A 20,813-nucleotide genomic window follows, 5' to 3' on the forward strand; every position below is an offset into this window, starting at 1 on the left:
GGGGTTTTCTCGCCCCCGCCGCCCCTACCCGTCCCATCACCAGGGGCTCCGCCCCTTCGACCCCGCTGGGGGCTGCGCCCCCAGACCCCCTTCGGCCTGAACGGCCTCGTCCTCAAGCGCCGGACGGGCTGGGTTGCCCGGCCCGAGGCGTTAGGGGCGCAGGGCGCGGAGCAGCAGGTCGGCCAGGTGGTCTGCGACCTGCTGCGGTGTGAGGGGGCCGTCCGGGCGGTACCACGTCGACAGGTGGTGGACCGAGCCGAAGTGGTAGTCCACGACCAGGTCCGCCGGAGTCGCCTTGGAGAAGACGCCCGACTCCTGGCCCTCCTCGATGAGCGCCCGGAAGCGTTCGTGGTAGCGTCGGCGCTCCGCACGCACCTGCTTGTTCTTCTCGGGGCTCAGATGGTGCATGGACCGCCAGAAGATCATCGCGTCGTCGAGGTTGTCGATCGTCGTCACCACGACGTCCGCGGCAGCGGCCCGCAGCCGCTTCTCCACCGGCTCGTCCGCGTCCGCGACAGCGTCCAGTCTCTCCTGCTGGATGCGCAGCACGCGCGCGTACACCTCGTGCAGCAGATCGTCCTTGGAACCGAAGTAGTGGTACAGCGCGCCTTTCGTGACCCCGGCCGCCTCGACGATCTCCTGCACCGAGGTGCGGTCGTAACCCCGCTCGGCGAAGAGCCGGGTGGCGGCGGCCAGGAGCCGCTGAGGCACGGGAGTGCCGTCCGAGTCCGTCGTCCTGGGCACTGCCGCCACCTGCCTTTCCGTACTGCTGTCAGTTGCCTTGCGTCCGGGAACGCAGTTCCCGACGGAGGATCTTCCCACTGGCCGTCTTCGGCAAGTCCGGAAGGATCTCCACCTGGCGCGGGTATTTGTAGGCGGCCAGTCTCTCCTTGCAGTGGGCGGCGAGTGCATCCGGGTCCGCCTCGGCGCCCGGACGCAGGCTGATGTACGCCTTGACGGTCTCCCCGCGATAGCCGTCGGGCACGCCCACGACGGCGGCCTCGCGCACCGCCGGGTGCGTGTAGAGCACGTCCTCGACCTCCCGCGGCCACACCTTGAAGCCGGACGCGTTGATCATGTCCTTCTTGCGGTCGACGACGTACAGCCAGCCCTGCTCGTCCATGAAGCCGATGTCGCCGGTGCGCAGTTCGGCGCCGGGGAAGGTCTGGGCGGTGGCGTCGGGGCGGCGCCAGTAGCCGGGCACGACCTGCGGTCCGCCGACGACGATCTCGCCCTGCTCGCCGAAGGGGACCTCTTCGCCGTTGTCGTCGACGATCCGCACGACCGTGTCGGGGCCGGGCAGGCCGACCGCGAGGGTTCCGGAGACCGGGTCGACGGGCGCCTCAAGATGGGGCGGCACGGAGGCGCAGGGCGCGGTGCACTCGGTCAGTCCGTAGCCGTTGCGCAGGTACGGGCCGAAGCCCGCCCGGAACTTCTCCACCAGCGCGGGCGGCAGCGGGGCGCCGCCGGAGGAGATCACCCGGAAGGAGGAGAAGTGGTCGCGGGTGACGGAGGGGTGGGCGGCCAGGGCCATGAAGGCCGTGGACGGGCCGACGGTGTAGTGCGGACGGTGCTCGGCGAACGCGTCGAGCACCACGCCCGCCTCGAAGCGGTAGGCCAGCACGAGCGTGCCCGCGCTGTTCAGGCAGGCGCCGAACTGGCAGACCATGCCGGTGATGTGGAACAGCGGTGCCAGCGCGAAGTAGACGGGCCGCTCGGGCAGCCCGAGGCCCGTCCGCTGCCGCTCGGCGTTGTACATGATGTTGCCGTGCGTGTTGGTCGCGCCCTTGGGCGTGCCGCTCGTGCCCGAGGTGTAGCTGATCAGCGCGATGTCGGACGGGCCGGGATCGCGGTCCTCGGGCGCCTTGTGCCCGGCCCGCGCCACGGCCATCAGGTCGTCCGCGTCCGGGGCCTGCGGCAGCCCCTCGAAGGTCAGCACGCGCGCGTCGTCCCGCGTCTGGAAGTCCCGCTCGCAACCGGTGAGCACGATCCGCACGGGCGAGTCCGCGGCCGTCTCGCGCAGATACGACTCCCACGCCCGGTCCGAGCAGATCAGCGCGGCCACCTCGGCGTCCCGCAGGACGTGCGCCATCTCGCCCGACTTGTACATCGGGTTGACGGGCACGACGACCGCGCCCGCCTTCCACGCGCCCAGCACGGCGAGCACGAAGTGCGGGGAGTTCTGGAGCAGGACCGCGACCCGGTCACCGCGCTCCAGGCCGCTGGCCGCGAGGTGCCCGGCGACGGAGTCGCTGAGCTCGTCGGCCTCCCGGTAGGTCACGCGGCCGTCGAAGTAGGCCAGGAAGTCGCTGTCCGGCGTCTCGGCCACGGCCCGGCGCAGGGCGTGCACGAGGGAGCCGGCGGGGCTGATCGGACCCTTCTGGGCGTCGCTGAGCAGGGCGAGCCAGGGCTTGGCCGCGTAACGGGAGTCGGTCACCGGGTCTCCTCCCACTGCTGCTGGATGCGGTTCATGCCGGTCAGCCACCGGTCGGGGTCACCGGCCCGGGCCTGGTAGTACGCGGCGACCTCCGGGTGCGGCAGGATCAGGAACCGGTCCTCCTCGATGCCCTTCAGCAGGGCGTCCGCGACGGCCTCCGGCTCGATCGCGGTCGGCTGGAGCACCAGGTCGCCCGCGCTGCCGGTGGCGGCCAGCATGTCGGTCCGTACGCCCTGCGGGCAGACGGCGTGCACCTTCACCCCCCGGTGCCGGTACGTCAGCGACAGCCACTCGGCGAAGGCGAGCGCCCCGTGCTTGGTGACGGCGTAGGGCGCCGCCCCGATCATGGTGAGCAGTCCGGCGGCGGAGACGGTGGAGACGAACCGCCCGCTGCCGCGCTCCAGCCAGGCGGGCAGCAGCGCGTGGGCGGCCCGGACGTGGGCCATGACGTTGACCTCCCAGGAGGCCGCCCAGGCCGTCTCGTCCAGCGGCCCGTCGGCGTCCCCGCCGTCGAAGGCGACACCGGCGTTGGCGCAGTAGACGTCGACGGTCCCGTCGAGTGCGTCGCGGGCGTCACCGACGATCGCCGAGGCGTCACCGGCCACGGCGATCCCACCGATCTCGTCCGCGACGTGCTTGGCCCGCTCGGCGTCCAGGTCGTTGACGACGACCCGGGCTCCTTCGGCGGCGAACCGCCGGGCGAGCGCGGCTCCGATCCCACCCCCGGCCCCCGTGACAACGACCCCCGACCCTTGAAAGGCTCCCACCATCGGCCTCCTTCGACGCGGCTCAGCAACAGCGCCAGACTAACCGGTCGGTATGTTTCAAGGAAGGGTCAACCGCACGACCCTTAGGGGCGCGGGGCTGTATCGATTTGCGGCTCCGCCGCGTGCGCGCGACCACCCACGACGAAGCGGTACCCAACGGGTCACGGAGGCCACCCATGCGCCCTTCCAGACGAGCCGTACTCACCACCGCCACGGCGGCAGCTCTATCAGCCACACCCACCGCGGCCGCCGCCCAGCGCCGCAGGCAACTGCGCACCGGCTTCGAACGCCTCGCCCAGGACGGCTACGCCCTGCTCGACGGCCAGAAGGTCGGCATCGTCACCAACCCCACCGGCATCACCCGGGACGTCCGCCACATCGTCGACGTCATGCACGCCGACGACCGCGTGAACCTCACGGCCGTCTTCGGGCCCGAGCACGGCTTCCGCGGCACCGCCCAGGCCGGCGGCTCCGAGGGCCGCCACGACGACCCGGCGACCGGCCTGCCCGTCTACGACACGTACCTCAAGAGCGGCCGGCCGCTCGCCGACATCTTCACCGCGTCCGGCGTGGACACGGTCGTCTTCGACATCCAGGACGTCGGCGCCCGCTTCTACACGTACATCTGGACGCTGTACGACTGCATGGAGGCCGCGCGGCTCGCGGGCAAGCGGTTCGTGGTCCTGGACCGGCCCAACCCGGTGACCGGACGGGCGGCGCTCGGCCCCGTCCTGCACAAGGAGTTCGCCACGTTCGTCGGGCGCCGGCCCGTCTCCCAGGCCCACGGGATGACGGTCGCCGAGCTGGCGCGGCTGTTCAACGGGGAGTTCCTGACCGAGCCCGTCCCGCTGGAGACGGTGCATATGTCGGGCTGGAAGCGTTCGGAGTTCTTCGACGCCTCCGGGCTGCCCTGGGTGCCGCCGAGCCCGAACATGCCGACGCCGGAGACGGCCCTGGTGTACTCGGGAACGTGCCTGTTCGAGGGGACGAACCTGTCGGAGGGGCGCGGCACCACCCGGCCGTTCGAACTGCTGGGCGCGGAGGGCATCGACCGGCGCTGGGCGGCCGCGGCGAACGAACTCGCCCTGCCCGGTGTGCGGTTCAGGGAGGCGTACTTCGCGCCCACCTTCTCGAAGTTCCAGGGCAGGACGATCGGCGGTGTGCAGGTCCATGTGCACGACCGGGACGCGTTCGACCCCGTCCGCACCGGCATAGCGCTGCTCGTGACCGCCAAGCGGGTCTGGAGCGGTTTCGCCTGGCGCCCGGACCACTGGATCGACAAGCTCACCGGCTCCGCGCGCGTGCGGACGATGATCGACGCGGGCGCGGACACCGACGAGGTGGTGGCCGGCTGGCAGGAGGAGCTGGCCGCCTTCCGCAGGATGCGGCGGAAGTACCTCCTCTACCGCTGAGCACGGCCGCGGACCCCAATGCGCCCGTGACGTATGGCCAAGCTCCCCCGTTGGCAGGACGATGCGCCCACATCGTGGCGTCACCCGGGGGACGAAGGGGCCTGTCATGGCGGATCCGGCGATGAGCGTGACTCCCTACTGGGAGCTGATTTTCGACGCGGACGGGGACCCGGCGGGCCGCCCGCGCGACCGGCTGCTCGCCGGCGTCACGGAACGGAAGGTGCGCGACCTGGTCGTCTTCGCGCACGGCTGGAACTCCGACCGCTCCGGCGCGACGCGGCTCTACGACCGCTTCTTCGCGCCCGTCCCGCGGCTGGCCCCGGCCGCCCGGATCGGATACGTCGGGGTGCTGTGGCCGGCGATGCGGTTCTCCGACGAACCGATCCCCGACTTCCCCCGGGCCGTGGCGGCCGATACGCCCCGGCGCCCGGTCCTCGACAAGGACACCCGGCACGCGCTGCTGGAGACCTTCCCGGGCCGGGCGATCCTGGTCGAGCAGATCGCCCGGCTGCTGGAGCAGCAGCCGCCGGAGGAGGCCGAGCTGGAGGAGTTCGGGCGGCTGGTGCGGCTGCTGGTGGAGGCGGTGGCGCCCGGGCCGCAGGCGCTGTTCGCGGCGGACACGGTGGCGGAGGGGGTGCCGCAGAGCGAGCCGGAGATGTTCGCCGGGTCCTCGGCGGCGGCCTGCGAGGAGTTCGCGCGGGCGCTGGCGGAGCTGGAAGCGCCGGACGCGCAGCGGGGGTTCAGGATCCCGAACCCCTGGGACGGTGCCCATGAACTGCTGCGGCAGGCGACGTACTACGCGATGAAGCGGCGCGCCGGAACCGTCGGCGAGCGCGGGCTCGGCCGGGTCGTCGGGCAGCTCGCGGCGGCGGCGCCGGACGTGCGCGTGCACCTCGTCGGGCACAGCTTCGGCGCGCGGCTGGTGTCGTTCGCGCTGCGCGGGCTCCCGGAGGGCGTGCGCACGGTGAAGTCGGTGACGCTGCTCCAAGGGGCGTTCTCGCACTACGCGTTCGCGGCCCGGCTGCCGCACGACGCGCGGGCCGGAGGGGTGCTCCAGGGGCAGCAGAACCGCGTCGACGGCCCTCTGGTGTGCTGCCACTCGCGGCACGACGCGGCGCTCGGCACGATGTACCCGCTGGCCTCCCGCATGGCGGGCGACAGCCGGTCGGTCGCCGGCCTCGACCTGGGGCGGGCCCTGGGCGCCAAGTGGGGCGCGCTGGGCTACGACGGCGTGCAGGCGGTGCCGGGCACGCGCGCGTACACCCTCGCTCAGGCCCTGAAGGCGAAGCTGCCCGCTTCGGGGTGCGTGAACGTGGACGCGGCGGCGGTGGTCAGACGGGGCGGTCCGCCGGCCGGCGCGCACAGCGACATCCTGCACGAGGAGCTGGCCCGGCTGGTGCTGGCGGCGGGCCCCGTCCGCTGACCCGCCGCCGACACTTGCCTCACCGGTGTGAGGTGAACTCCACGACCTGCTGGTAGGTCGGCCGGTTCTGCCAGCTGATCTTGCCGTGCTTGATGCCGCCGAGGGTGCGGTGGTTGATCGAGTCGGCGCACCACTGGTCGCCCGCCGCGCACACGTCGTCGCCGGGGTAGACCTGGGCCGCGGTCCTGCCGGCCGCCTCCTTCAAGGTGCTGATGAGCGTGTCCCGGCAGGCGCCGAGGCTGCCGTCGCCGCAGTACTTCCGGGCCAGCGGCCCCTTCACCTGCTCGCCGAGGACGGCCCGCAGGTCCTTGTCGACGTAGCTCCACCAGCCGTACTGGAAGGAGCTTCCGGCGTGCGAGCCGGTCGGGCCGTGCGCGGCCGACGGGGACTCGTCGACGGGCAGGTTGGCGGTCATGGCCTCGTACAGCTCGCTGCCGAGGCCCGGTTCGAACTCGGCCTTGACCAGCAGCGGCCACCAGGCGTCCAGGATGCGGATCGCGTCGGCGTCGGCGTACTTCCTGGAGCCGGCCGCGGTCTCCGTGCGCTTTCCGCCCGCGGCGAGCCACGCCTGGAGCTTGCCGACGGCGGCGGCCGCCGTCGGGTCGGCGACGGGCGAGCTGTTGACCACCTTCAGCAACTTGGGCAGGACGTCCTCGGCCCGCAGGTCGGCGATCCCGGCGTCGGCCATGGCCTTCACCAGCGAGGCCCGGGTCACCCCGCCCTGCTGGACCAGCTTCTTCACCCGGTCCTCCAGGAGGTTGCCGCGGTGCACGGAGCCGTTGCCCCAGGGCGCGGTCGTGTAGTCCTTGGCCTGCTTGTTGTTCCAGGAGATGTAGTAGTCCTGGTCGATGGACTGGGGGTGGGCGGAGGGCGGTGTGTAGTCGGCCGTGTTGGTCGCCGGGTCCCAGCCCCGCCACTCGTACGCGGGCCGCGCCCACACCGGGAACTCGGCGTCGACGCCGTTCGCGCGCACCGGGTTGTCGCCGCTGTTGTAGTACGCGGTGTGCGCGGAGTCGGCGTAGAACCAGTTGAAGGTGTAGTTGATGTGCTGCACCGCCTTCTGGAACGACTCGGGACCCTTCACGTAGTCCGGGTCGTTCAGCATCTGGAAGCCGATGATGGAGTCGGCCTCGTGCAGGAAGGACGAGCGCAGGGTGGTGTAGGCGACCTTCTTGCCGCCGACCGTGGCGCGGTACTCCACCGGCCCGTACTTGGTCCGCCACACGCGCATCGTGTACGAACCGGCCGCGGTGCCGTCGGCGACGGTGGGCTTCCAGGCGTTCTTCTGCTCGACCTTCTCCATCGGGGTGCAGGTGCCGCGGTACAGGTAGTGGTAGTCGTCCTGGCACAGTTCGACGGCGTAGGTGTCGATGATGTCCTGGCCGGAGGTGGTGGCGCTCCACGCGTAGTCCTGGCCGCGGCCGAGTTCGACGTAGAAGCTGAGGCCGGCGAAGGAGGCGCCGCGGGCGCTGATGCCCGGGCCCTGGAGCTCCTGGAGCAGCAGCAGTTGCGGGGCGAAGTAGCCGGTCTGCGGGCCGAACACGGCGACGGGGTGGCCGCTGGCCGTGTGCTCGCCGCTGACCACGAGGGCGTTGGACATGCCGCGCTTGGCGGAGGACACGGCCGTCTTCGCGGCGTCGCGGGAGGCGCCGGTGGCGCTCGACGTGGCGGCGCTGCCCGTCCGGTCATAGACGAGGGGCTCCTGCTGTACCGAGCCGGCGTCGGGCAGGGCCGTGCCCTGCGGGGCGTCCGGCCTGGTCGCGTACGGGAAGCTGCCGGCGTGCTGGGTGAGGACGGCCTCCGGGTCGTTGCGCATCCGGAAGGACTCCCAGATCTTGGTGCCCTCGGCGACGCCGTACTTCTCCTGGGCGGCCAGCAGCGAGATGGCGTTGTTGACCTCGCCGCCTCCGCCGGAGCCGAACAACGCGCCGATGACCGAGGCCAGCGCGACCAGGTCGGTGATCTTGAAGTGCTCTATCTTCCCGGCGTTGGTGACGGAGTCCTTGTGACCCGTCAGGACGTACTCGCCGGGGAAGTAGCGGCCGCTGTCGGAGGCGTCGATGTAGGCGTTGATGCCGTCGAGGTAGGCCTTGGCGTCGGCGAGGGCCTGCTTGCCGCGCTCGCCGTTGGTGGCGACGGCGTTGTCGATCTGCGCCTGCAGATCGGCCTCGGTGTACGGGGCATGCCGCCAGAACTGCTGCTCCAAACCCTGGTTGGAGGGCGCGCCACCGGCGAAGGAGGTCAGCTGACCGCGCCCGACGTGCCGGAAGACGTCCATCAGCCACAGCCGGTCCTGGGCGGCGGCAAAGCCGGCACCGAACTCGGTGCCGTATCTCGTCGTACCGGTGATGTGCGGCACACCGGTCTTCTTGTCCCGGACGATCGTCACGTCACTGCGCCCGGCGGGTTTGACGGTGGAGGCGACCTGGTCCGCCGGGACCCCGAACGACGCGTCGTTGAAAAAGGTGTTGATCTTGTCGTTGGTGAGGCCGGTGTAGCCCTTGGCGAGGTCGGCGTAGGGCCCGAGCTGGTCCGCGGCGTGTTCGGGCTGGGTGCCGAAGGCCTGGTTGAGGAGGATCTGGGCGAGGGTGGCGTTGCCGTTCTGGCCGGGCGGGAGGATGTCCGAACACTGGTTCCCGCAGTGGTCGTTCGCCGCGGCCGTGGCCTGCGCGGTCGCCGTCTCCGAGGCCGCCGCCGGGGCGAGCGGCGACAAAAGACCCGCGATCAGGGCGCATACCGATGCGGTCTTCAGGAACCCGGGGATTCCGCGGGGAGTTCTCATTCTGTCGAGAACGGTGCGTGGGGTACGCCGTGGCATGTGGGGGGACTCCTCCCGACGGGGGTGGGCGGGATGTTACCGCCGGTATCCCCGCGATTGAAGATGAACAAGCGTCACTTTTTGGAGTCAGCACAACAGGCACACGGACCACGGCAGACGACTCGCGAGCCTCTTCGGACGGCTTATGGAGGCCATTTGAAATCGGATGGAGCCGATTCGCTTGTCGATACGTCTATTCGGCGACGTCCGTACGACGACGCCGAAGTGACCGGATTACAGGTGCAGGTGTGACGGAGGTGCAGGACGATGGCCGGTTTCCGGAGTCTGGCGAGACAGGTCCGCGATCCGCGGTGCGATCTGGCCTTGCGGCGTTATTCGCTGCGCAAGTGCCTTGAGAGGTTCGCTCCTTACGGACACAGGGCGACCTGGGACCATCTGTGCTCCCGGGCAGGGTTCGGTCCCGAGGACCGGTCCCCCGATCCAGCGCGGCTCGTGGCCGCACTGGACGAACTGGAGGAGGCGCGGGCGGTCTGGCTGGCCTACGAGGTCGAGTTCGCCGAGCGCCGCAAGAAGGAGAAGCACGACGGACTGCGCAGGCCGGGCAGTGTGGACGACTGGCACCGGCTGACCTGGGGCGGTTTCGGCGTGGCGTGGTGCGACGATCCGGCGGTCCATCCCCGTGAACCGCTGGCCGAGGTGCTGCGCCGACTGATCGCCGCGCTGGAGCGCGAACCGGGCTCGGGTTGCCCGGTGTGCGGCGGAGAACGACTCGCCTGGAAGTACGACCTGGATCACGAACCCTCGGCGGGTCCGGTCTGCACGGACTGCGGAATCCTGGTACCGCGTCCCGTGCTCACGCCCGAAGCCCTGGCGGACGCCAGGCGGGCGAGGTTGCTGGTGTCGGCTTGACGGATGCGGGTGCGCGGGGGGTGCGCCGGGGATGCCGCACCCCCACTGTCGGTGCCGGCCGGCACCATCGCTGACATGGTGCAGGTGTGTCTGAACGGTCCGCGGACCGCCGCCGACGGTACGGCGGTGCCGCTGACGCCCGAGTCGATGGCCGACTCCGCGGCGGCTGCCGTCGCGGCCGGGGCCACGGACGTCCATGTCCATCCCAAGACGCCGTGCGGGCGCGACACGTTGTCGCCGCGGGTGCTCGCGGAGACGCTGGCGGCGATTCGCGCGCGCGTGGCGGTGCCGGTGGGTGTGACCACGGGGGCGTGGGCCGAGCCGGACCCCGCCGCCCGGCCGGCTCGGATACGGAGCTGGACCGTCCTGCCCGACCATGCCTCGGTCAACTGGCATGAGCCGGGGGCCGAGGAGGTGGCCGCCGTGCTGCTCGATCTCGGGGTGGGTGTGGAGGCCGGCATCCGGTCCGGGACGGACGGTGCGGAGCGGTTCGCGGTGTCGCCGCTCGGGCCGAGGGTCCTGCGGGTGCTGGCGGAGGTGACGGACACGGGCCCTTCGAGTGCGGTGGGTTCTGCTCGGGAGTTGTTGTCCGACCTTGGTGCGGCGCACGGGCGTCCTGTGCTGCTGCACGGGGAGGACGGGGGTGCGTGGCCGGTGCTGCGGCTTGCGGGGCGGTTGGGGTTGGCCACGCGGGTCGGGCTGGAGGATGTGCTGCGACTGCCGGATGGGCGGTGGGCGGGTCCAACGCGGAGTTGGTTGCGGCGGGGTTGGCCGAGTACCGAGGTCGTTAGGTGCCCGGCGTCGGCGCTGACGCCGGGTGGGTCCGCAACCCGGCGGAGCGGGGTGCCGCTGCACCCACCCGTGCCGCCCTTAGCGGCACGATTGCCCGCAGCTCAGCGGACCCGGCGGCCCGCCCCGCGCCCCGCAGCTATGGCGGCCATGGCGTCAGCCACGACGCGCCGGCAGCCGCCGGACGGCGCAAGGGGACGTGTCGGGGGGTGTCCGCCCGCAGCGGTTGGCGCGTCAACGGACAGTCAGTCGGCGTCCGACCCCATCGCGCCGTTCCGAGGACGGACACCCCCCGGCGCGGCCCCGACCCACCCCCGGCGAATAGGCACTACACACGCCGGTTGCGTTCGTCCATCAGGCGGGAGCCTGCTCGGTGTTCGCCGAAGACGTCACCCGGGTTGGACAGGACGCACGTGTCGAGGGAGAGGCAGCCGCAGCCGATGCAGTCGGTGAGGTGGTCCCGGAGGCGGTTCAGTTGCTTGATGCGCTCGTCGAGTTCGGAACGCCACGCCTCCGACAGATGCGCCCAGTCCTCCCGCGTCGGCGTCCGCTCCTCCGGAAGCTCCGCCAGCGCCTCCCGGATCGTCGCCAGCGGGATCCCGACCCGCTGCGCGGCCCTGATGAACGCCACCCGGCGCAGCGTGTCCCGGGAGTAGCGCCGCTGGTTGCCCGACGTCCTGCGACTGCTGATCAGGCCCTTGGACTCGTAGAAATGCAGGGCGGAGACGGCGGCGCCACTCCGCGCCGCGAGCTGCCCGACCGTGAGTTCATGGATCTTCTCTGAAATCTGAGGCACCCCTCGAACCCTACCGAGTCCGTTGACACAGCCTCCGCAGCCGACCATGCTAAGCAGTCGCTTAGAGATACGACACGGAGAGGTCTGGAAGACATGGCAGAGCCGAGGATCTTCACGTCCGTCGACGACCTGAAGGCGGCGATTGGCGAGCAACTGGGACACACCGACTGGCTCGTCATCGACCAGAAGCGGATCGACCTCTTCGCGGAGGCCACCGGCGACCACCAGTGGATCCACGTCGACCCGGAGAAGGCCGCCGCGGGCCCCTTCGGCACCACCATCGCGCACGGCTATCTGACCCTGTCGCTGCTCCCCCTCTTCGGCCCGCAGCTGATCTCCGTGGAGGGCGTGAAGATGGGCGTCAACTACGGGACGAACAAGGTGCGTTTCCCCGCCCCCGTCCCCGTCGGCTCCCGTCTACGCGCCACCGCGACGATCACCGGCGTGGACGAGGTCCAGGGCGGCGCCCAGGTCAGCGTCGCCTTCACCGTGGAACGGGAGGGCGGCGACAAGCCCGTCTGCGTCGCCGAGTCCGTCGCGCGCTACTACTTCTGAGCCGCAGCTACTTCTGGGACGCAGCCGCCGAGGCCCCGGCCCCCACCATCCGCAGCACGAGGTCGGCGTACAACGCGCCGACCTCCTCCGGCGTCCGGGGACCGTCAACGTTGAACCACCGGGCCACATCGATGCAGAGCGACAGCACGGCCAGCGTCGTCCCGTGCACGTCGATGACCTCGAACTCGCCCGACCGCACGCCGTCCTCGATGATCCCGCGCACCTCCGCGTCGACCTGGCGCCGCAGCGCGAGGATCTCGGCGCGGGCGTCGGGCCCGAGCGAGTCGAGTTCGTACTGCACGACCCGCGCGGTGGTCCGCCCGCCCGCGTGCCAGCGCACGAAGGAGCTGACCGCGTCGGCGAGCCGCTCCGTCGGGCTGCCCTCGCGGCGGGACGCCGTCCGCAGGATCTCCAGGGCCTTCTCGTGCCCGATCCTGCTGATGCGGTGCAGCAGCTCTTCCTTGGTCTTGTAGTGGATGTACAGCGCGGCGGGGCTCATCCCGGCGCGCCCCGCGATGTCACGGGTCGTCGTGGCGTGGTAGCCACGCTCGGCGAAGGCCTCCACCGCGGCGATCAGCAGCCGCCGCGCCGCGTCGGGCGTGACCTCGCCCCACGCCTGCGCCTCGCCGCCGGCCGTCTCCTCCGCCGTACTCATCACTCGCCCCTCTCCACTGACAGGGACACCACCATACCGCCGAAGGTGAGCGAGCGCTTAGCGTGGCCGCCCGGCACCTGCCCCTCAGTGCTTCTCGAAGGGGGTGTACACGGGCGAGTGGGCCGCCCCCTCCTGCCGGTCCCGGATCACCTTGGCCAAGGTGAAGGAGGACGTGACGAGGTACAGCACGGCGATGGCGAGGAAGCCCCGCACCCATGCGTCGGCGCTCAGCTGGTAGATGCCGATCGCGGTGGCCGCCATGGCGACGGCGAAGGAAGCGACGGCCTGGCCGTAGAAGGCGGCGGTGTTCTGCTGCTTGCTGCCCGGTGTCTCACTCATGGGGGCAAGCTTCGGCGGACGTGGCCCGCGCCACATCCGCCGAAGTACTCAGGGGTGTACTCAGAACGCCGAGACCCCCGTCAGCGCCCGCCCGATGACCAGCTTCTGGATCTGGCTCGTGCCCTCGTAGAGGGTCATCACGCGGGCGTCCCGCAGCAGCTTGCCCGCCGGGTACTCGTCGATGTAGCCGTACCCGCCGAAGACCTGAAGCGCGTTGTTCGCGGCGCGGACGGCCGCCTCCGAGGCGAACAGCTTGGCCTTGGACGACTCGACGGCGAACGGCTGCCCCCGGTCGATCAGGTCGGCGACCCGCCAGGTCAGCAGCCGGGCGGCGTCGACATCCACGGCGATGTCGCTGATCAGCTCCTGGACCAGTTGGTGGTGGGCGATGGCCCTGCCGAACTGCTCGCGCTCGCCCGCGTACCGCACGGCCGCGTCCAGCGCCGCCTGGGCTATGCCGACGCAGCCGGCCGCGACGGACATCCGGCCCTTGGCGAGGGCGGACATCGCGACGGAGAAGCCCTTGCCCTCCTCGCCCAGCATCGCGGAGGCCGGCACGCGCACGCCCTCCAGGACGAGTTCGGCGGTGGCCTGGCCTCGCAGCCCGAGCTTGCCGTGGATGGTGCGGCGGCTCAGGCCGGGCGTGTCCGTCGGGACGAGGAAGGCGGAGACGCCCTTGTGGCCGGGGGCGTCCGTGGAGCGGGCGAAGAGCAGGACGACGTCGGCCCAGGTGCCGTTGGTGATGAACATCTTGGTGCCGTTGATGACGTAGTCGCCGCCGTCCCGCACCGCCCGCGTCGTGAGGCTGCCCGCGTCCGAGCCCGTGCCCGGCTCGGTCAGGCCGAAGCAGCCGACCGACTCGCCGGACGTCAGCCCGGGCAGCCAGCGCCGCTTCTGCTCCTCGCTCCCCCGGGCGGCGACGGTCTTGGCGACGAGCCCGAGCGAGACGGAGACGATGCCGCGCACGGACGAGTCGCCCCGGCCGAGTTCCTCCGTGACCAGGCAGTACGCGAGGTGGTCGCCGCCGGAGCCGCCGTACTCCTCGTCGATCGTCAGCCCCAGGAAGCCGACCTCGCCGAGCTTCCTGACGATCGCGCGGTCGACCTCCTCGGCTCGGTCCCAGGCGACGACGTTCGGGGTGATCTCCCGCTCCACGAAGTCCCGCGCGAGCCGCCGGACCGCGCTCTGCTCCTCGCTGAGCTCCAGGTTCACCACACGCCACCCCACTCGTAGCCGTACCGCACTTGAAAACAGTACATTTAAATTAGCACTGCTAGTTTCAATCGGCAGCCCTACTATGTGCGCCATGGCCCGACCGCGCAAGCCCCTGCTCAGCACCGACCGGATCGTCGAGGCGGCCCGCGCGCTCGTGGACGCGGAGGGCCTCGCGGCCGTCTCCACGCGCCGGCTCGCCGCCGAACTGGGCGTCAGCGGGCCCTCGCTGTACAACCACTTCCGCACCAAGGACGAGATCCTGGAGGCGGTCGCCGACTCGGTGAGCGGCCAGGTGGACCTGTCGATGTTCCAGGACGGCCGGGACTGGCGGACGGCGCTGCACGACTGGGCCGTCTCCTACCGGGCCGCGCTGCGCGACCACCCGAACATCGTCCCGGTGCTGGCCCGCGGCCCCGGCCGCCGCCCGGCCGGACTGCGCCTCGCGGACGCCGTCTACGGCGCGATGGTCGCCGCGGGCTGGCCGCCGGCGCACGCCACGTCGATCGGCGCGCTGATGCGGTACTTCGTCATGGGCTCCGCGCTCGGCTCCTTCGCCGGGGGCTTCGTGGACGACGCGAGCGCCTACGACCCCGCCGACTACCCCCATCTCCAGCAGGCCCACCTCCTCGCCGAGCAGCAGGAGAAGATCGACGAGCGGGCCTTCGAGACCGGGCTGACGGCCCTGCTGGACGGGCTGGCGCGGCAGTACGAGCAGGTGCGGCGGACCGCGTAGGGACACCCGGCGGGACACTTCGGCGGCGGCCGAAGGGTCCGTGGCCCATGCTGGGCGCATGACGACGAGGGATCCGCAGGCCACGGGGCTGGCGCGGCTGGCCGGGCTGATCGCCGACGAGACCCGGGCCACGTGCCTGCTCGCGCTGCTCGACGGGCGGGCCTGGACGGCGGGCGAGCTGGCGCGGCACGCGGGTGTGGCCGCCTCGACGCTGAGCGAGCACCTGGGCCGGCTCGTCGCGGGCGGACTGCTCGCCGAGGAGCGGCAGGGCCGGCACCGGTACGTCCGGCTGGCCGACGCGCGCGTCGCGCAGCTGGTCGAGGACCTGGCCGCGCAGGTCGCGCCGGGCAGGTCCGGACGGCCCCGGAACCTGCGGGAGTCGAGCGCCGGCTCGGCGATGGCCCGGGGCCGCACCTGTTACGACCATCTCGCCGGGCGGCTCGGCATCGTGGTCACGGACGCGCTGACGGCGCGGGGGCTGCTCCAGCAGGAGACGGGGTTCGCGCTCACCGACGCGGGGCTGGCGTGGTTCGCGGCGGCCGGTATCGGCCTCGAACGGCGGGGCCGGCGTCCCCTGGCCCGCGCCTGTCTCGACTGGACCGAACGCCGGCCCCATCTCGCGGGCGTCGCGGGCGCGGCCCTGTGCCGGCGCGCCCTGGACGCGGGGTGGTGCGTGCGCATCGGCTCCGAGCGGGCCGTGAAGGTGACGGCGGCCGGTGAGCGGGCCCTCTTCGACCTGCTGGGCGTCGAGGCCACCGCACTGCGCTGACCGGCCCGGCGCCCCGTCCGAAATCCGCGAGCTTCCGACCCTGCCTCGCCCCTAGCCTCAGGAGCATGATGAACGCCTCCCCACCCTCACCCACCCGTCGAGCCGAATTGCTGGCCGCCGGTGCGGCCACGGTCACCGTCGTGCTGTGGGCGTCCGCCTTCGTCTCGATCCGCAGCGCGGGTGAGGCGTACTCGCCGGGCGCGCTGGCGCTCGGGCGGCTGCTGGCCGGGGCGCTGACGCTGGGGGTGATCTGCCTGCTGCGGCGGGAGACGTGGCCGCCGCGCTCGGCGTGGCGCGGGATCGCGATATCGGGGCTGCTCTGGTTCGGCTTCTACATGGTCGCCCTCAACTGGGGCGAGCAGCAGGTCGACGCGGGGACGGCCGCCCTGGTCGTGAACATCGGGCCGATCCTGATCGCGCTGCTCGGGGCCCGGCTGCTCGGTGACCCGATGCCGCCGCGGCTGCTGGCGGGGATGGCGGTGTCGTTCGCCGGCGCGGTGACCGTGGGTCTGTCGATGTCCGGCGAGGGCGGTTCCTCGGTGCTCGGCGTGGTGCTGTGCCTGCTGGCGGCGGTCGCGTACGCCGGTGGTGTGGTGGCGCAGAAGCCCGCGCTGGGCTCGGCCAGCCCGTTGCAGGTGACGACGTTCGGCTGCCTGGTCGGCGCGGTGGTGTGCCTGCCGTTCGCGGGACAGCTGGTCGAGGAGGCCGCCGAGGCGCCCGCCTCCGCCACCCTCAACATGGTGTACCTGGGCGTCTTCCCGACCGCCCTCGCCTTCACGACGTGGGCGTACGCGCTGTCCCGGACGACCGCGAGCAAGATGGGCGCGACGACGTACGCGGCGCCCGCGCTGGTCGTCCTGATGTCCTGGCTGTTCCTCGGCGAGGTGCCGGGGCTGCTCACGCTGGTCGGCGGTGCGCTGTGTCTGGCGGGCGTGGCGGTGTCCCGGTCGCGGTCGCGGTCACGGGCGGCGGCTCGGGCCGGGATTCCGGGAGCGGTGGTGGAACCCCGGCCCGAGCAGACGCCGGACTCAGCTCGCTGACTCGGCTTCCGCGCGGGCCTCGGGCGCGGGCTGCGGCTCCGCCGCACGCGCCCGGTCCGCGAGGACCTTGATCGAGACCAGCGCGATCACCGAGAGCCCGATGATGTAGCCGGAGACGGCCAGCGAGGTGCCGGTCGCCTCCAGGAGCAGCACCATGACAAAGGGCGCGAGCCCGCCGCCGGCGACGGCCGCGATCTGGTAGCCGAGGGAGGCGCCGGTGTAGCGCATCTCGGGCGTGAACAGCTCGGCGAACAGGGCGGCCTGGGGCCCGTACATGATGCTCAGGAAGCAGCTGGCGACGAACGTGCCGACCGCGAGCCACAGCAGCGAGCCGGTGTCGATCAGCAGGAACAGCGGTACGGCCCACAGGGCGATGCCGGCCGCGCCGAGGGCGTAGATCCGGATGCGGCCGATGCGGTCGGAGAGCGCGGCGGCGGCCGGGATCAGCACGAGCTGGGTGAGGCTGACGCAGAGCGAGACGGTGAGCACCGCGCCCTTGTCCATGTCCAGTTCGCGGGTCGTGTAGTCGAGGACGCCGGTGATGAGGATGTAGAAGGTCGCGGTGTTCACGGCGAAGGAGCCACCGGCCAGGAGCACCGTGCCGAGGTGGCCGCGCAGGATGGTGCGCAGCGGCGAGCTCTGCTCGGACTTCTCCTGCTCGGCGAGCGCCCGTTCGGCCTCCCGGAACGCCGGGGTCTCCTCGACGCGGGTGTGGATGTACCAGGCGAGGCCGAGGACCAGCAGGCCGACCAGGAACGGCACGCGCCAGCCCCAGGCGGCGAACGCCGAGTCGGTGGTGAGCGCTCCGGCCAGCAGGAAGACGGTGTTGGCGGTGACCACGCCGATGGGGACGCCGAGTTGGACGACGCTGCCGTAGACGCCGCGCTTGCCCTCCGGGGCGTACTCGGTGGCCAGGAGCATCGCGCCGCCCCACTGGGCGCCGACGGCGACGCCCTGGGCGACCCGGAGCAGGACGAGCAGGATCGGCGCGGCGACGCCGATCGTGTCGTACGTGGGCAGCAGGCCGATGCCGGTGGTGGCCACGCCCATCAGGGTGAGGGCGAGGACCAGCATCGGCTTGCGGCCGCGCTTGTCGCCGAGGTGGCCGGCGACGATGCCGCCGAGGGGGCGGGCGAGGAAGCCGACGGCGAAGGTGGCGAACGAGGCGAGGACGCCCGCGGTCGGGCTGCCGGCGGGGAAGTAGAGGTCGCCGAGGACGAGGGCGGCGGCGATGCCGAAGACGAAGTAGTCGTACCACTCGACGGCCGAGGCGAGCGCCGCCGCGGTGGCCACGCGGCGGCGGTTGCCCATGGCGGGTGTGGTGGTGGCGGGCTGAGCGGAAGGGGCCGTGTCCATGCGGTGCACGCTCCGGTGGGTGCGGGGACGGAACGGGGGGTGGCGCGGGTTCCGGGGAACGTACTGACCGGACGGTATGGACGTCAACGGGTCGTGCACCAGGACTTTTTGCCTGTACGTGGCACTCAGTCGGCGGGCGGGCATGCCGACGACCCCGGCCTCGCGGGAGGCCGGGGCGCGGACGGGGACGGGGACGGCCTAGAAGACGACCAGCGCGCGGCCGCCCTTGCCCGCCAGCATGTTCGCGAAGGCTGCCGGAATGCCGTCGAGGGAGATGCGCTCGGTCACCAGGGCGCTCAGGTCGAGGCGGCCCGCCCGGACGTGGTCCGCGAGCACGGGCAAGTCCTCCGCCGGGTTGGAGTTGCCGTACACGCAGCCGGAGAGGGTGCGGCCCCAGTGGAAGATCTCCAGGGCGTTGAAGGTGACCTGCTGGTCCTTGCCGCCGATGCCGACGACCGTGGTGCGGCCGCCGCGGCGGGTGGAGTCCCACGCCGTGCGGATGGTGACCGCGCGGCCGGCGCACTCGACGGCCACGTCGACGCCCTGCTTGCCGGTCAGGCCGCGGATCTCGCGGGCGGTGGTGTCGGAGGCGACGAGGTAGTCGGTGGCTCCGGCCGTCCGGGCCAGCTCCTCCTTCGCCGGGGAGACGTCCACCGCGATGATCTTCGAGGCGCCCGCGATCCGGGCCGCCTGGAGGGCCGCGAGGCCCACTCCCCCGACGCCGAACACCGCCACGGTCTCGCCCTGCCGCACCCGGGCCGAGTGGTGGACGGCGCCGTAGCCGGTGAGGACGGCGCAGCCGAGGAGGGCGGCGTCGGTGAGCGGGACGCCGTCCGGGACGGGCAGGACGCAGGAGGCGGAGACGACCGTCTCCTCGGCGAACGCGGCGACGTTCAGGCCGGGGTGGAGGTCGGTGCCCTCGGCGGTGCGGGCGTAGACGTCGGCGGCGCCGTTCAGGGCGTTGGCGCACAGCCAGACCTCGCCGAGCGAGCAGGCGTGGCAGGCGCCGCAGGACGGAGCCCAGTTGAGGACGACCCCGTCGCCGGGCGCGACGTGGGTGACGCCCTCGCCGACGGCGACGACCGTGCCGGCGCCCTCGTGGCCGAGGACGGCGGGGACGGGCACGCGCATGGTGCCGTCGGACAGGGACAGGTCGGAGTGGCAGACCCCGGCGGCGGCGAGCCGGACACGGACCTGTCCGGGTCCGGGGTCGGGCAGGTCGATGCCGGTGATCTCCAGCGGGGAGCCGACGGCGGGCAGGACGGCGGCGCGGACAGCCATGACGGAAGGGACTCCCCTGACTAGAACTGGAGGGACTTGGTCTGGAGGTACTCGGCCAGGCCGTGCACGCCGAGTTCGCGGCCGACGCCCGACTGCTTGTAACCGCCGAAGGGGGCGAGCGGGTTGAAGCGGCCGCCGTTGATGTCGACCTGGCCGGTCTCCATCCGGCGGGCGAAGGCCACCGCCTCTTCCTCGTCGCCGGCCCAGACGGCGCCGGCCAGGCCGTAGACCGTGCCGTTGGCGATCCGCAGGGCGTCCTCCTCGTCGTCGTAGCTGAGGATCGACAGGACCGGGCCGAAGATCTCCTCCTGCGCGATGGTCATGTCCGGGGTGACGTCGGCGAAGACGGTGGGGCTGACGAAGTAGCCCTTCTCGCGCTGGGCTTCGGGGCCGCCGGCGACCAGGCGCGCGCCTTCCGCGACGCCCTTCTCGATGTAGCCGCGCACCCGGGCCTGCTGCTTGGCGTTGACGACGGGGCCGATGCGGTCGCCGTACTTGGCGGCGGCCGTCGCGGCGAGTTCCACCGCCTCGTCGTACTGGTGGCGGTGGACCAGCATCCGGGTCCAGGCGCTGCACGTCTGGCCGGAGTTGGACATGACGTTGGCGACGCCGACGTTGACCGCCTTGGCGAGGTCGGCGCTCGGGAGGATGACGTTGGCGGACTTGCCGCCGAGTTCGAGGGCGACCTTCTTGACCTGCCCGGCGGCGACGGCGGCGATCCGCCGGCCGACGGCGGTGGAGCCGGTGAAGGAGACCATGTCGACGCCGGGGTGCTCGGCGAGGGCCTGCCCGGCGACCGGGCCGAGCCCGGTGACCAAGTTGAAGACGCCCGCCGGGATGCCGGCCTCGTGCACGGCGCCGGCGAGCAGGCGAGCGACCAGCGGGGTGTCCTCGGCGGGCTTCACCACGATCGTGCAGCCGGCCGCGAGGGCCGGGGCGACCTTGGCGACGATCTGGTGCAGCGGGTAGTTCCAGGGCGTGATCGCGGCCACGACACCGACCGGCTCGTGGTGGACGACCGAGTTGCCGGTCTTCTCCTCGAAGGAGTACGTCGCCGCCAGCTCGGCGTAGGAGCCCGCCACGGCGATCGGCACGGCGGCGTGGACGGCCTGCGAGAACTTCAGGGGCGAGCCGAGTTCGGCCGTGACCGTCTCGGCGATCTCGTCCGCGCGGGCCGCGAGCACGTCCCGCAGGGCGGCCAGGCGCGCGGCGCGCTCGGTCGGCGGGGTCGCGGCCCAGGCCGGCAGGGCGGCGCGGGCGGCCCGTACGGCGGCGTCGACGTCCTCTGCGGTGCCCGCCGGGACCGTGCCGATGACCCGCTCGTCGACCGGGTTCACGACCTCGATCACGTCCTGGCCGGCGGCGGGGCGCCAGGCGCCCCCGATGTACATGCCGTCGTGTGCCTTCATCGCGCTTCCTCCGGGGCGGGGCGTCGTCGTCCGGCACATAAACTAGCGACGATAGTTTTCCGGCGCCAGACGTTCCGGGGCCCCGAGCTCGCCGGGTCCCGGGTCATCACAGCACGGAGTCGACCCCGCCCGGGTGTGCGGCTCCTCAC

Annotated in this window: 18 protein-coding genes and 1 pseudogene; 8 read left to right on the forward strand and 11 right to left on the reverse strand. The window is 72.2% G+C overall.

Annotated elements, in window-relative coordinates:
• Positions 1–150: 150 nt before the first annotated feature.
• The 3 genes from IE255_RS22480 to IE255_RS22490 are packed head-to-tail and all read right to left on the reverse strand — an operon-like array spanning position 151 to position 3,207.
• Positions 151–744 carry a TetR/AcrR family transcriptional regulator gene (locus tag IE255_RS22480; RefSeq protein ID WP_190052148.1) on the reverse strand — a complete coding sequence of 198 codons (594 nt, stop codon included), beginning with the start codon at positions 742–744 and terminating at the stop codon, positions 151–153.
• Positions 745–772: 28 nt separating this feature from the next.
• Positions 773–2,437, reverse strand: coding sequence for a class I adenylate-forming enzyme family protein (locus tag IE255_RS22485; RefSeq protein ID WP_190052149.1), 1,665 nt, complete (start codon positions 2,435–2,437; stop codon positions 773–775).
• Positions 2,434–3,207 (reverse strand): SDR family oxidoreductase, encoded by a 774-nt coding sequence (locus IE255_RS22490; RefSeq protein ID WP_190052150.1) that lies wholly within the window; start codon positions 3,205–3,207, stop codon positions 2,434–2,436. Before IE255_RS22490 ends, IE255_RS22485 begins: the two co-directional genes overlap by 4 nt.
• A gap of 173 nt (positions 3,208–3,380) precedes the next feature.
• Here IE255_RS22490 and IE255_RS22495 point away from each other — a divergent pair, with 173 nt between their 5' ends.
• Both IE255_RS22495 and IE255_RS22500 read left to right on the forward strand, forming a co-directional pair.
• Positions 3,381–4,616, forward strand: a complete 1,236-nt coding sequence (locus IE255_RS22495; RefSeq protein ID WP_190052151.1) for an exo-beta-N-acetylmuramidase NamZ family protein — start codon at positions 3,381–3,383, stop codon at positions 4,614–4,616.
• Positions 4,617–4,722: 106 nt separating this feature from the next.
• On the forward strand, positions 4,723–6,039 hold the full coding sequence (locus IE255_RS22500; RefSeq protein WP_190052152.1) for a serine-threonine protein kinase: 1,317 nt from the start codon (positions 4,723–4,725) through the stop codon (positions 6,037–6,039).
• Between the two features lie 19 nt (positions 6,040–6,058).
• Here the strand turns inward: IE255_RS22500 and IE255_RS22505 are convergent, their stop codons facing one another.
• Complete coding sequence (locus IE255_RS22505; protein WP_190052153.1) at positions 6,059–8,857, reverse strand: penicillin acylase family protein; 2,799 nt, start codon at positions 8,855–8,857, stop codon at positions 6,059–6,061.
• Between the two features lie 267 nt (positions 8,858–9,124).
• On the opposite strand from IE255_RS22505, the gene IE255_RS22510 reads away from it, so the two are divergent.
• Entirely contained in the window at positions 9,125–9,727 is a 603-nt protein-coding gene (locus tag IE255_RS22510; RefSeq protein ID WP_190052154.1) for a hypothetical protein, read from the forward strand.
• 75 nt (positions 9,728–9,802) lie between these two features.
• Positions 9,803–10,518: pseudogene (locus IE255_RS39280) on the forward strand (3-keto-5-aminohexanoate cleavage protein).
• 326 nt (positions 10,519–10,844) lie between these two features.
• On the opposite strand, the gene soxR reads toward IE255_RS39280, so the two are convergent.
• Complete coding sequence (gene soxR, locus IE255_RS39285) at positions 10,845–11,312, reverse strand: redox-sensitive transcriptional activator SoxR (RefSeq protein ID WP_229906524.1); 468 nt, start codon at positions 11,310–11,312, stop codon at positions 10,845–10,847.
• A 93-nt stretch (positions 11,313–11,405) separates the two neighbouring features.
• Between soxR and IE255_RS22520 the strand changes: the two genes are divergently transcribed.
• Positions 11,406–11,867: a MaoC family dehydratase gene (locus IE255_RS22520; RefSeq protein ID WP_190052156.1), complete on the forward strand. Its 462-nt coding sequence runs from the start codon at positions 11,406–11,408 to the stop codon at positions 11,865–11,867.
• Positions 11,868–11,874: 7 nt separating this feature from the next.
• Here the strand turns inward: IE255_RS22520 and IE255_RS22525 are convergent, their stop codons facing one another.
• The 3 genes from IE255_RS22525 to IE255_RS22535 all read right to left on the reverse strand — a co-directional run bounded on the left by IE255_RS22525 (position 11,875) and on the right by IE255_RS22535 (position 14,073).
• Positions 11,875–12,522: a TetR/AcrR family transcriptional regulator gene (locus IE255_RS22525; protein ID WP_190052157.1), complete on the reverse strand. Its 648-nt coding sequence runs from the start codon at positions 12,520–12,522 to the stop codon at positions 11,875–11,877.
• 84 nt (positions 12,523–12,606) lie between these two features.
• Positions 12,607–12,861, reverse strand: a complete 255-nt coding sequence (locus tag IE255_RS22530) for a YiaA/YiaB family inner membrane protein (RefSeq protein ID WP_190052158.1) — start codon at positions 12,859–12,861, stop codon at positions 12,607–12,609.
• Positions 12,862–12,921: 60 nt separating this feature from the next.
• Positions 12,922–14,073 (reverse strand): acyl-CoA dehydrogenase family protein, encoded by a 1,152-nt coding sequence (locus tag IE255_RS22535; RefSeq protein ID WP_190052159.1) that lies wholly within the window; start codon positions 14,071–14,073, stop codon positions 12,922–12,924.
• A 94-nt stretch (positions 14,074–14,167) separates the two neighbouring features.
• Here IE255_RS22535 and IE255_RS22540 point away from each other — a divergent pair, with 94 nt between their 5' ends.
• The 3 genes from IE255_RS22540 to IE255_RS22550 all read left to right on the forward strand — a co-directional run bounded on the left by IE255_RS22540 (position 14,168) and on the right by IE255_RS22550 (position 16,618).
• Positions 14,168–14,809 (forward strand): TetR/AcrR family transcriptional regulator, encoded by a 642-nt coding sequence (locus IE255_RS22540; protein WP_190052160.1) that lies wholly within the window; start codon positions 14,168–14,170, stop codon positions 14,807–14,809.
• Between the two features lie 58 nt (positions 14,810–14,867).
• Positions 14,868–15,578 carry an ArsR/SmtB family transcription factor gene (locus IE255_RS22545; RefSeq protein ID WP_190052161.1) on the forward strand — a complete coding sequence of 237 codons (711 nt, stop codon included), beginning with the start codon at positions 14,868–14,870 and terminating at the stop codon, positions 15,576–15,578.
• A 65-nt stretch (positions 15,579–15,643) separates the two neighbouring features.
• Positions 15,644–16,618 carry a DMT family transporter gene (locus IE255_RS22550; protein ID WP_190052162.1) on the forward strand — a complete coding sequence of 325 codons (975 nt, stop codon included), beginning with the start codon at positions 15,644–15,646 and terminating at the stop codon, positions 16,616–16,618.
• On the opposite strand, the gene IE255_RS22555 is transcribed toward IE255_RS22550, so the two are convergent.
• The 3 genes from IE255_RS22555 to IE255_RS22565 form a co-directional block, all read right to left on the reverse strand.
• A complete protein-coding gene (locus IE255_RS22555) occupies positions 16,607–17,974 on the reverse strand; it encodes an MFS transporter (protein WP_190052163.1) in 1,368 nt (455 codons plus the stop codon). The genes IE255_RS22550 and IE255_RS22555 overlap by 12 nt on opposite strands.
• A 198-nt stretch (positions 17,975–18,172) precedes the next feature.
• Positions 18,173–19,255, reverse strand: a complete 1,083-nt coding sequence (locus tag IE255_RS22560; RefSeq protein WP_190052164.1) for a Zn-dependent alcohol dehydrogenase — start codon at positions 19,253–19,255, stop codon at positions 18,173–18,175.
• A 20-nt stretch (positions 19,256–19,275) separates the two neighbouring features.
• Positions 19,276–20,664 (reverse strand): aldehyde dehydrogenase family protein, encoded by a 1,389-nt coding sequence (locus IE255_RS22565; RefSeq protein WP_190052165.1) that lies wholly within the window; start codon positions 20,662–20,664, stop codon positions 19,276–19,278.
• Positions 20,665–20,813 lie beyond the last annotated feature (149 nt).

The organism is Streptomyces lomondensis (assembly GCF_014651035.1).
In the GTDB taxonomy this organism is placed as follows: Bacteria; Actinomycetota; Actinomycetes; order Streptomycetales; family Streptomycetaceae; genus Streptomyces; species Streptomyces lomondensis.

Bases quoted from the DNA above. Each gene is read 5' to 3' on its own strand.
- IE255_RS22490 (WP_190052150.1), bottom strand. From the start codon at position 3,207: ATGGTGGGAGCCTTTCAAGGGTCGGGGGTCGTTGTCACGGGGGCCGGG.
- IE255_RS22495 (WP_190052151.1), top strand. From the start codon at position 3,381: ATGCGCCCTTCCAGACGAGCCGTACTCACCACCGCCACGGCGGCAGCT.
- IE255_RS22500 (WP_190052152.1), top strand. From the start codon at position 4,723: ATGGCGGATCCGGCGATGAGCGTGACTCCCTACTGGGAGCTGATTTTC.
- IE255_RS22505 (WP_190052153.1), bottom strand. From the start codon at position 8,857: ATGCCACGGCGTACCCCACGCACCGTTCTCGACAGAATGAGAACTCCC.
- IE255_RS22510 (WP_190052154.1), top strand. From the start codon at position 9,125: ATGGCCGGTTTCCGGAGTCTGGCGAGACAGGTCCGCGATCCGCGGTGC.
- IE255_RS22520 (WP_190052156.1), top strand. From the start codon at position 11,406: ATGGCAGAGCCGAGGATCTTCACGTCCGTCGACGACCTGAAGGCGGCG.
- IE255_RS22525 (WP_190052157.1), bottom strand. From the start codon at position 12,522: ATGAGTACGGCGGAGGAGACGGCCGGCGGCGAGGCGCAGGCGTGGGGC.
- IE255_RS22530 (WP_190052158.1), bottom strand. From the start codon at position 12,861: ATGAGTGAGACACCGGGCAGCAAGCAGCAGAACACCGCCGCCTTCTAC.
- IE255_RS22540 (WP_190052160.1), top strand. From the start codon at position 14,168: ATGGCCCGACCGCGCAAGCCCCTGCTCAGCACCGACCGGATCGTCGAG.
- IE255_RS22545 (WP_190052161.1), top strand. From the start codon at position 14,868: ATGACGACGAGGGATCCGCAGGCCACGGGGCTGGCGCGGCTGGCCGGG.
- IE255_RS22550 (WP_190052162.1), top strand. From the start codon at position 15,644: ATGATGAACGCCTCCCCACCCTCACCCACCCGTCGAGCCGAATTGCTG.
- IE255_RS22555 (WP_190052163.1), bottom strand. From the start codon at position 17,974: ATGGACACGGCCCCTTCCGCTCAGCCCGCCACCACCACACCCGCCATG.
- IE255_RS22560 (WP_190052164.1), bottom strand. From the start codon at position 19,255: ATGGCTGTCCGCGCCGCCGTCCTGCCCGCCGTCGGCTCCCCGCTGGAG.
- IE255_RS22565 (WP_190052165.1), bottom strand. From the start codon at position 20,664: ATGAAGGCACACGACGGCATGTACATCGGGGGCGCCTGGCGCCCCGCC.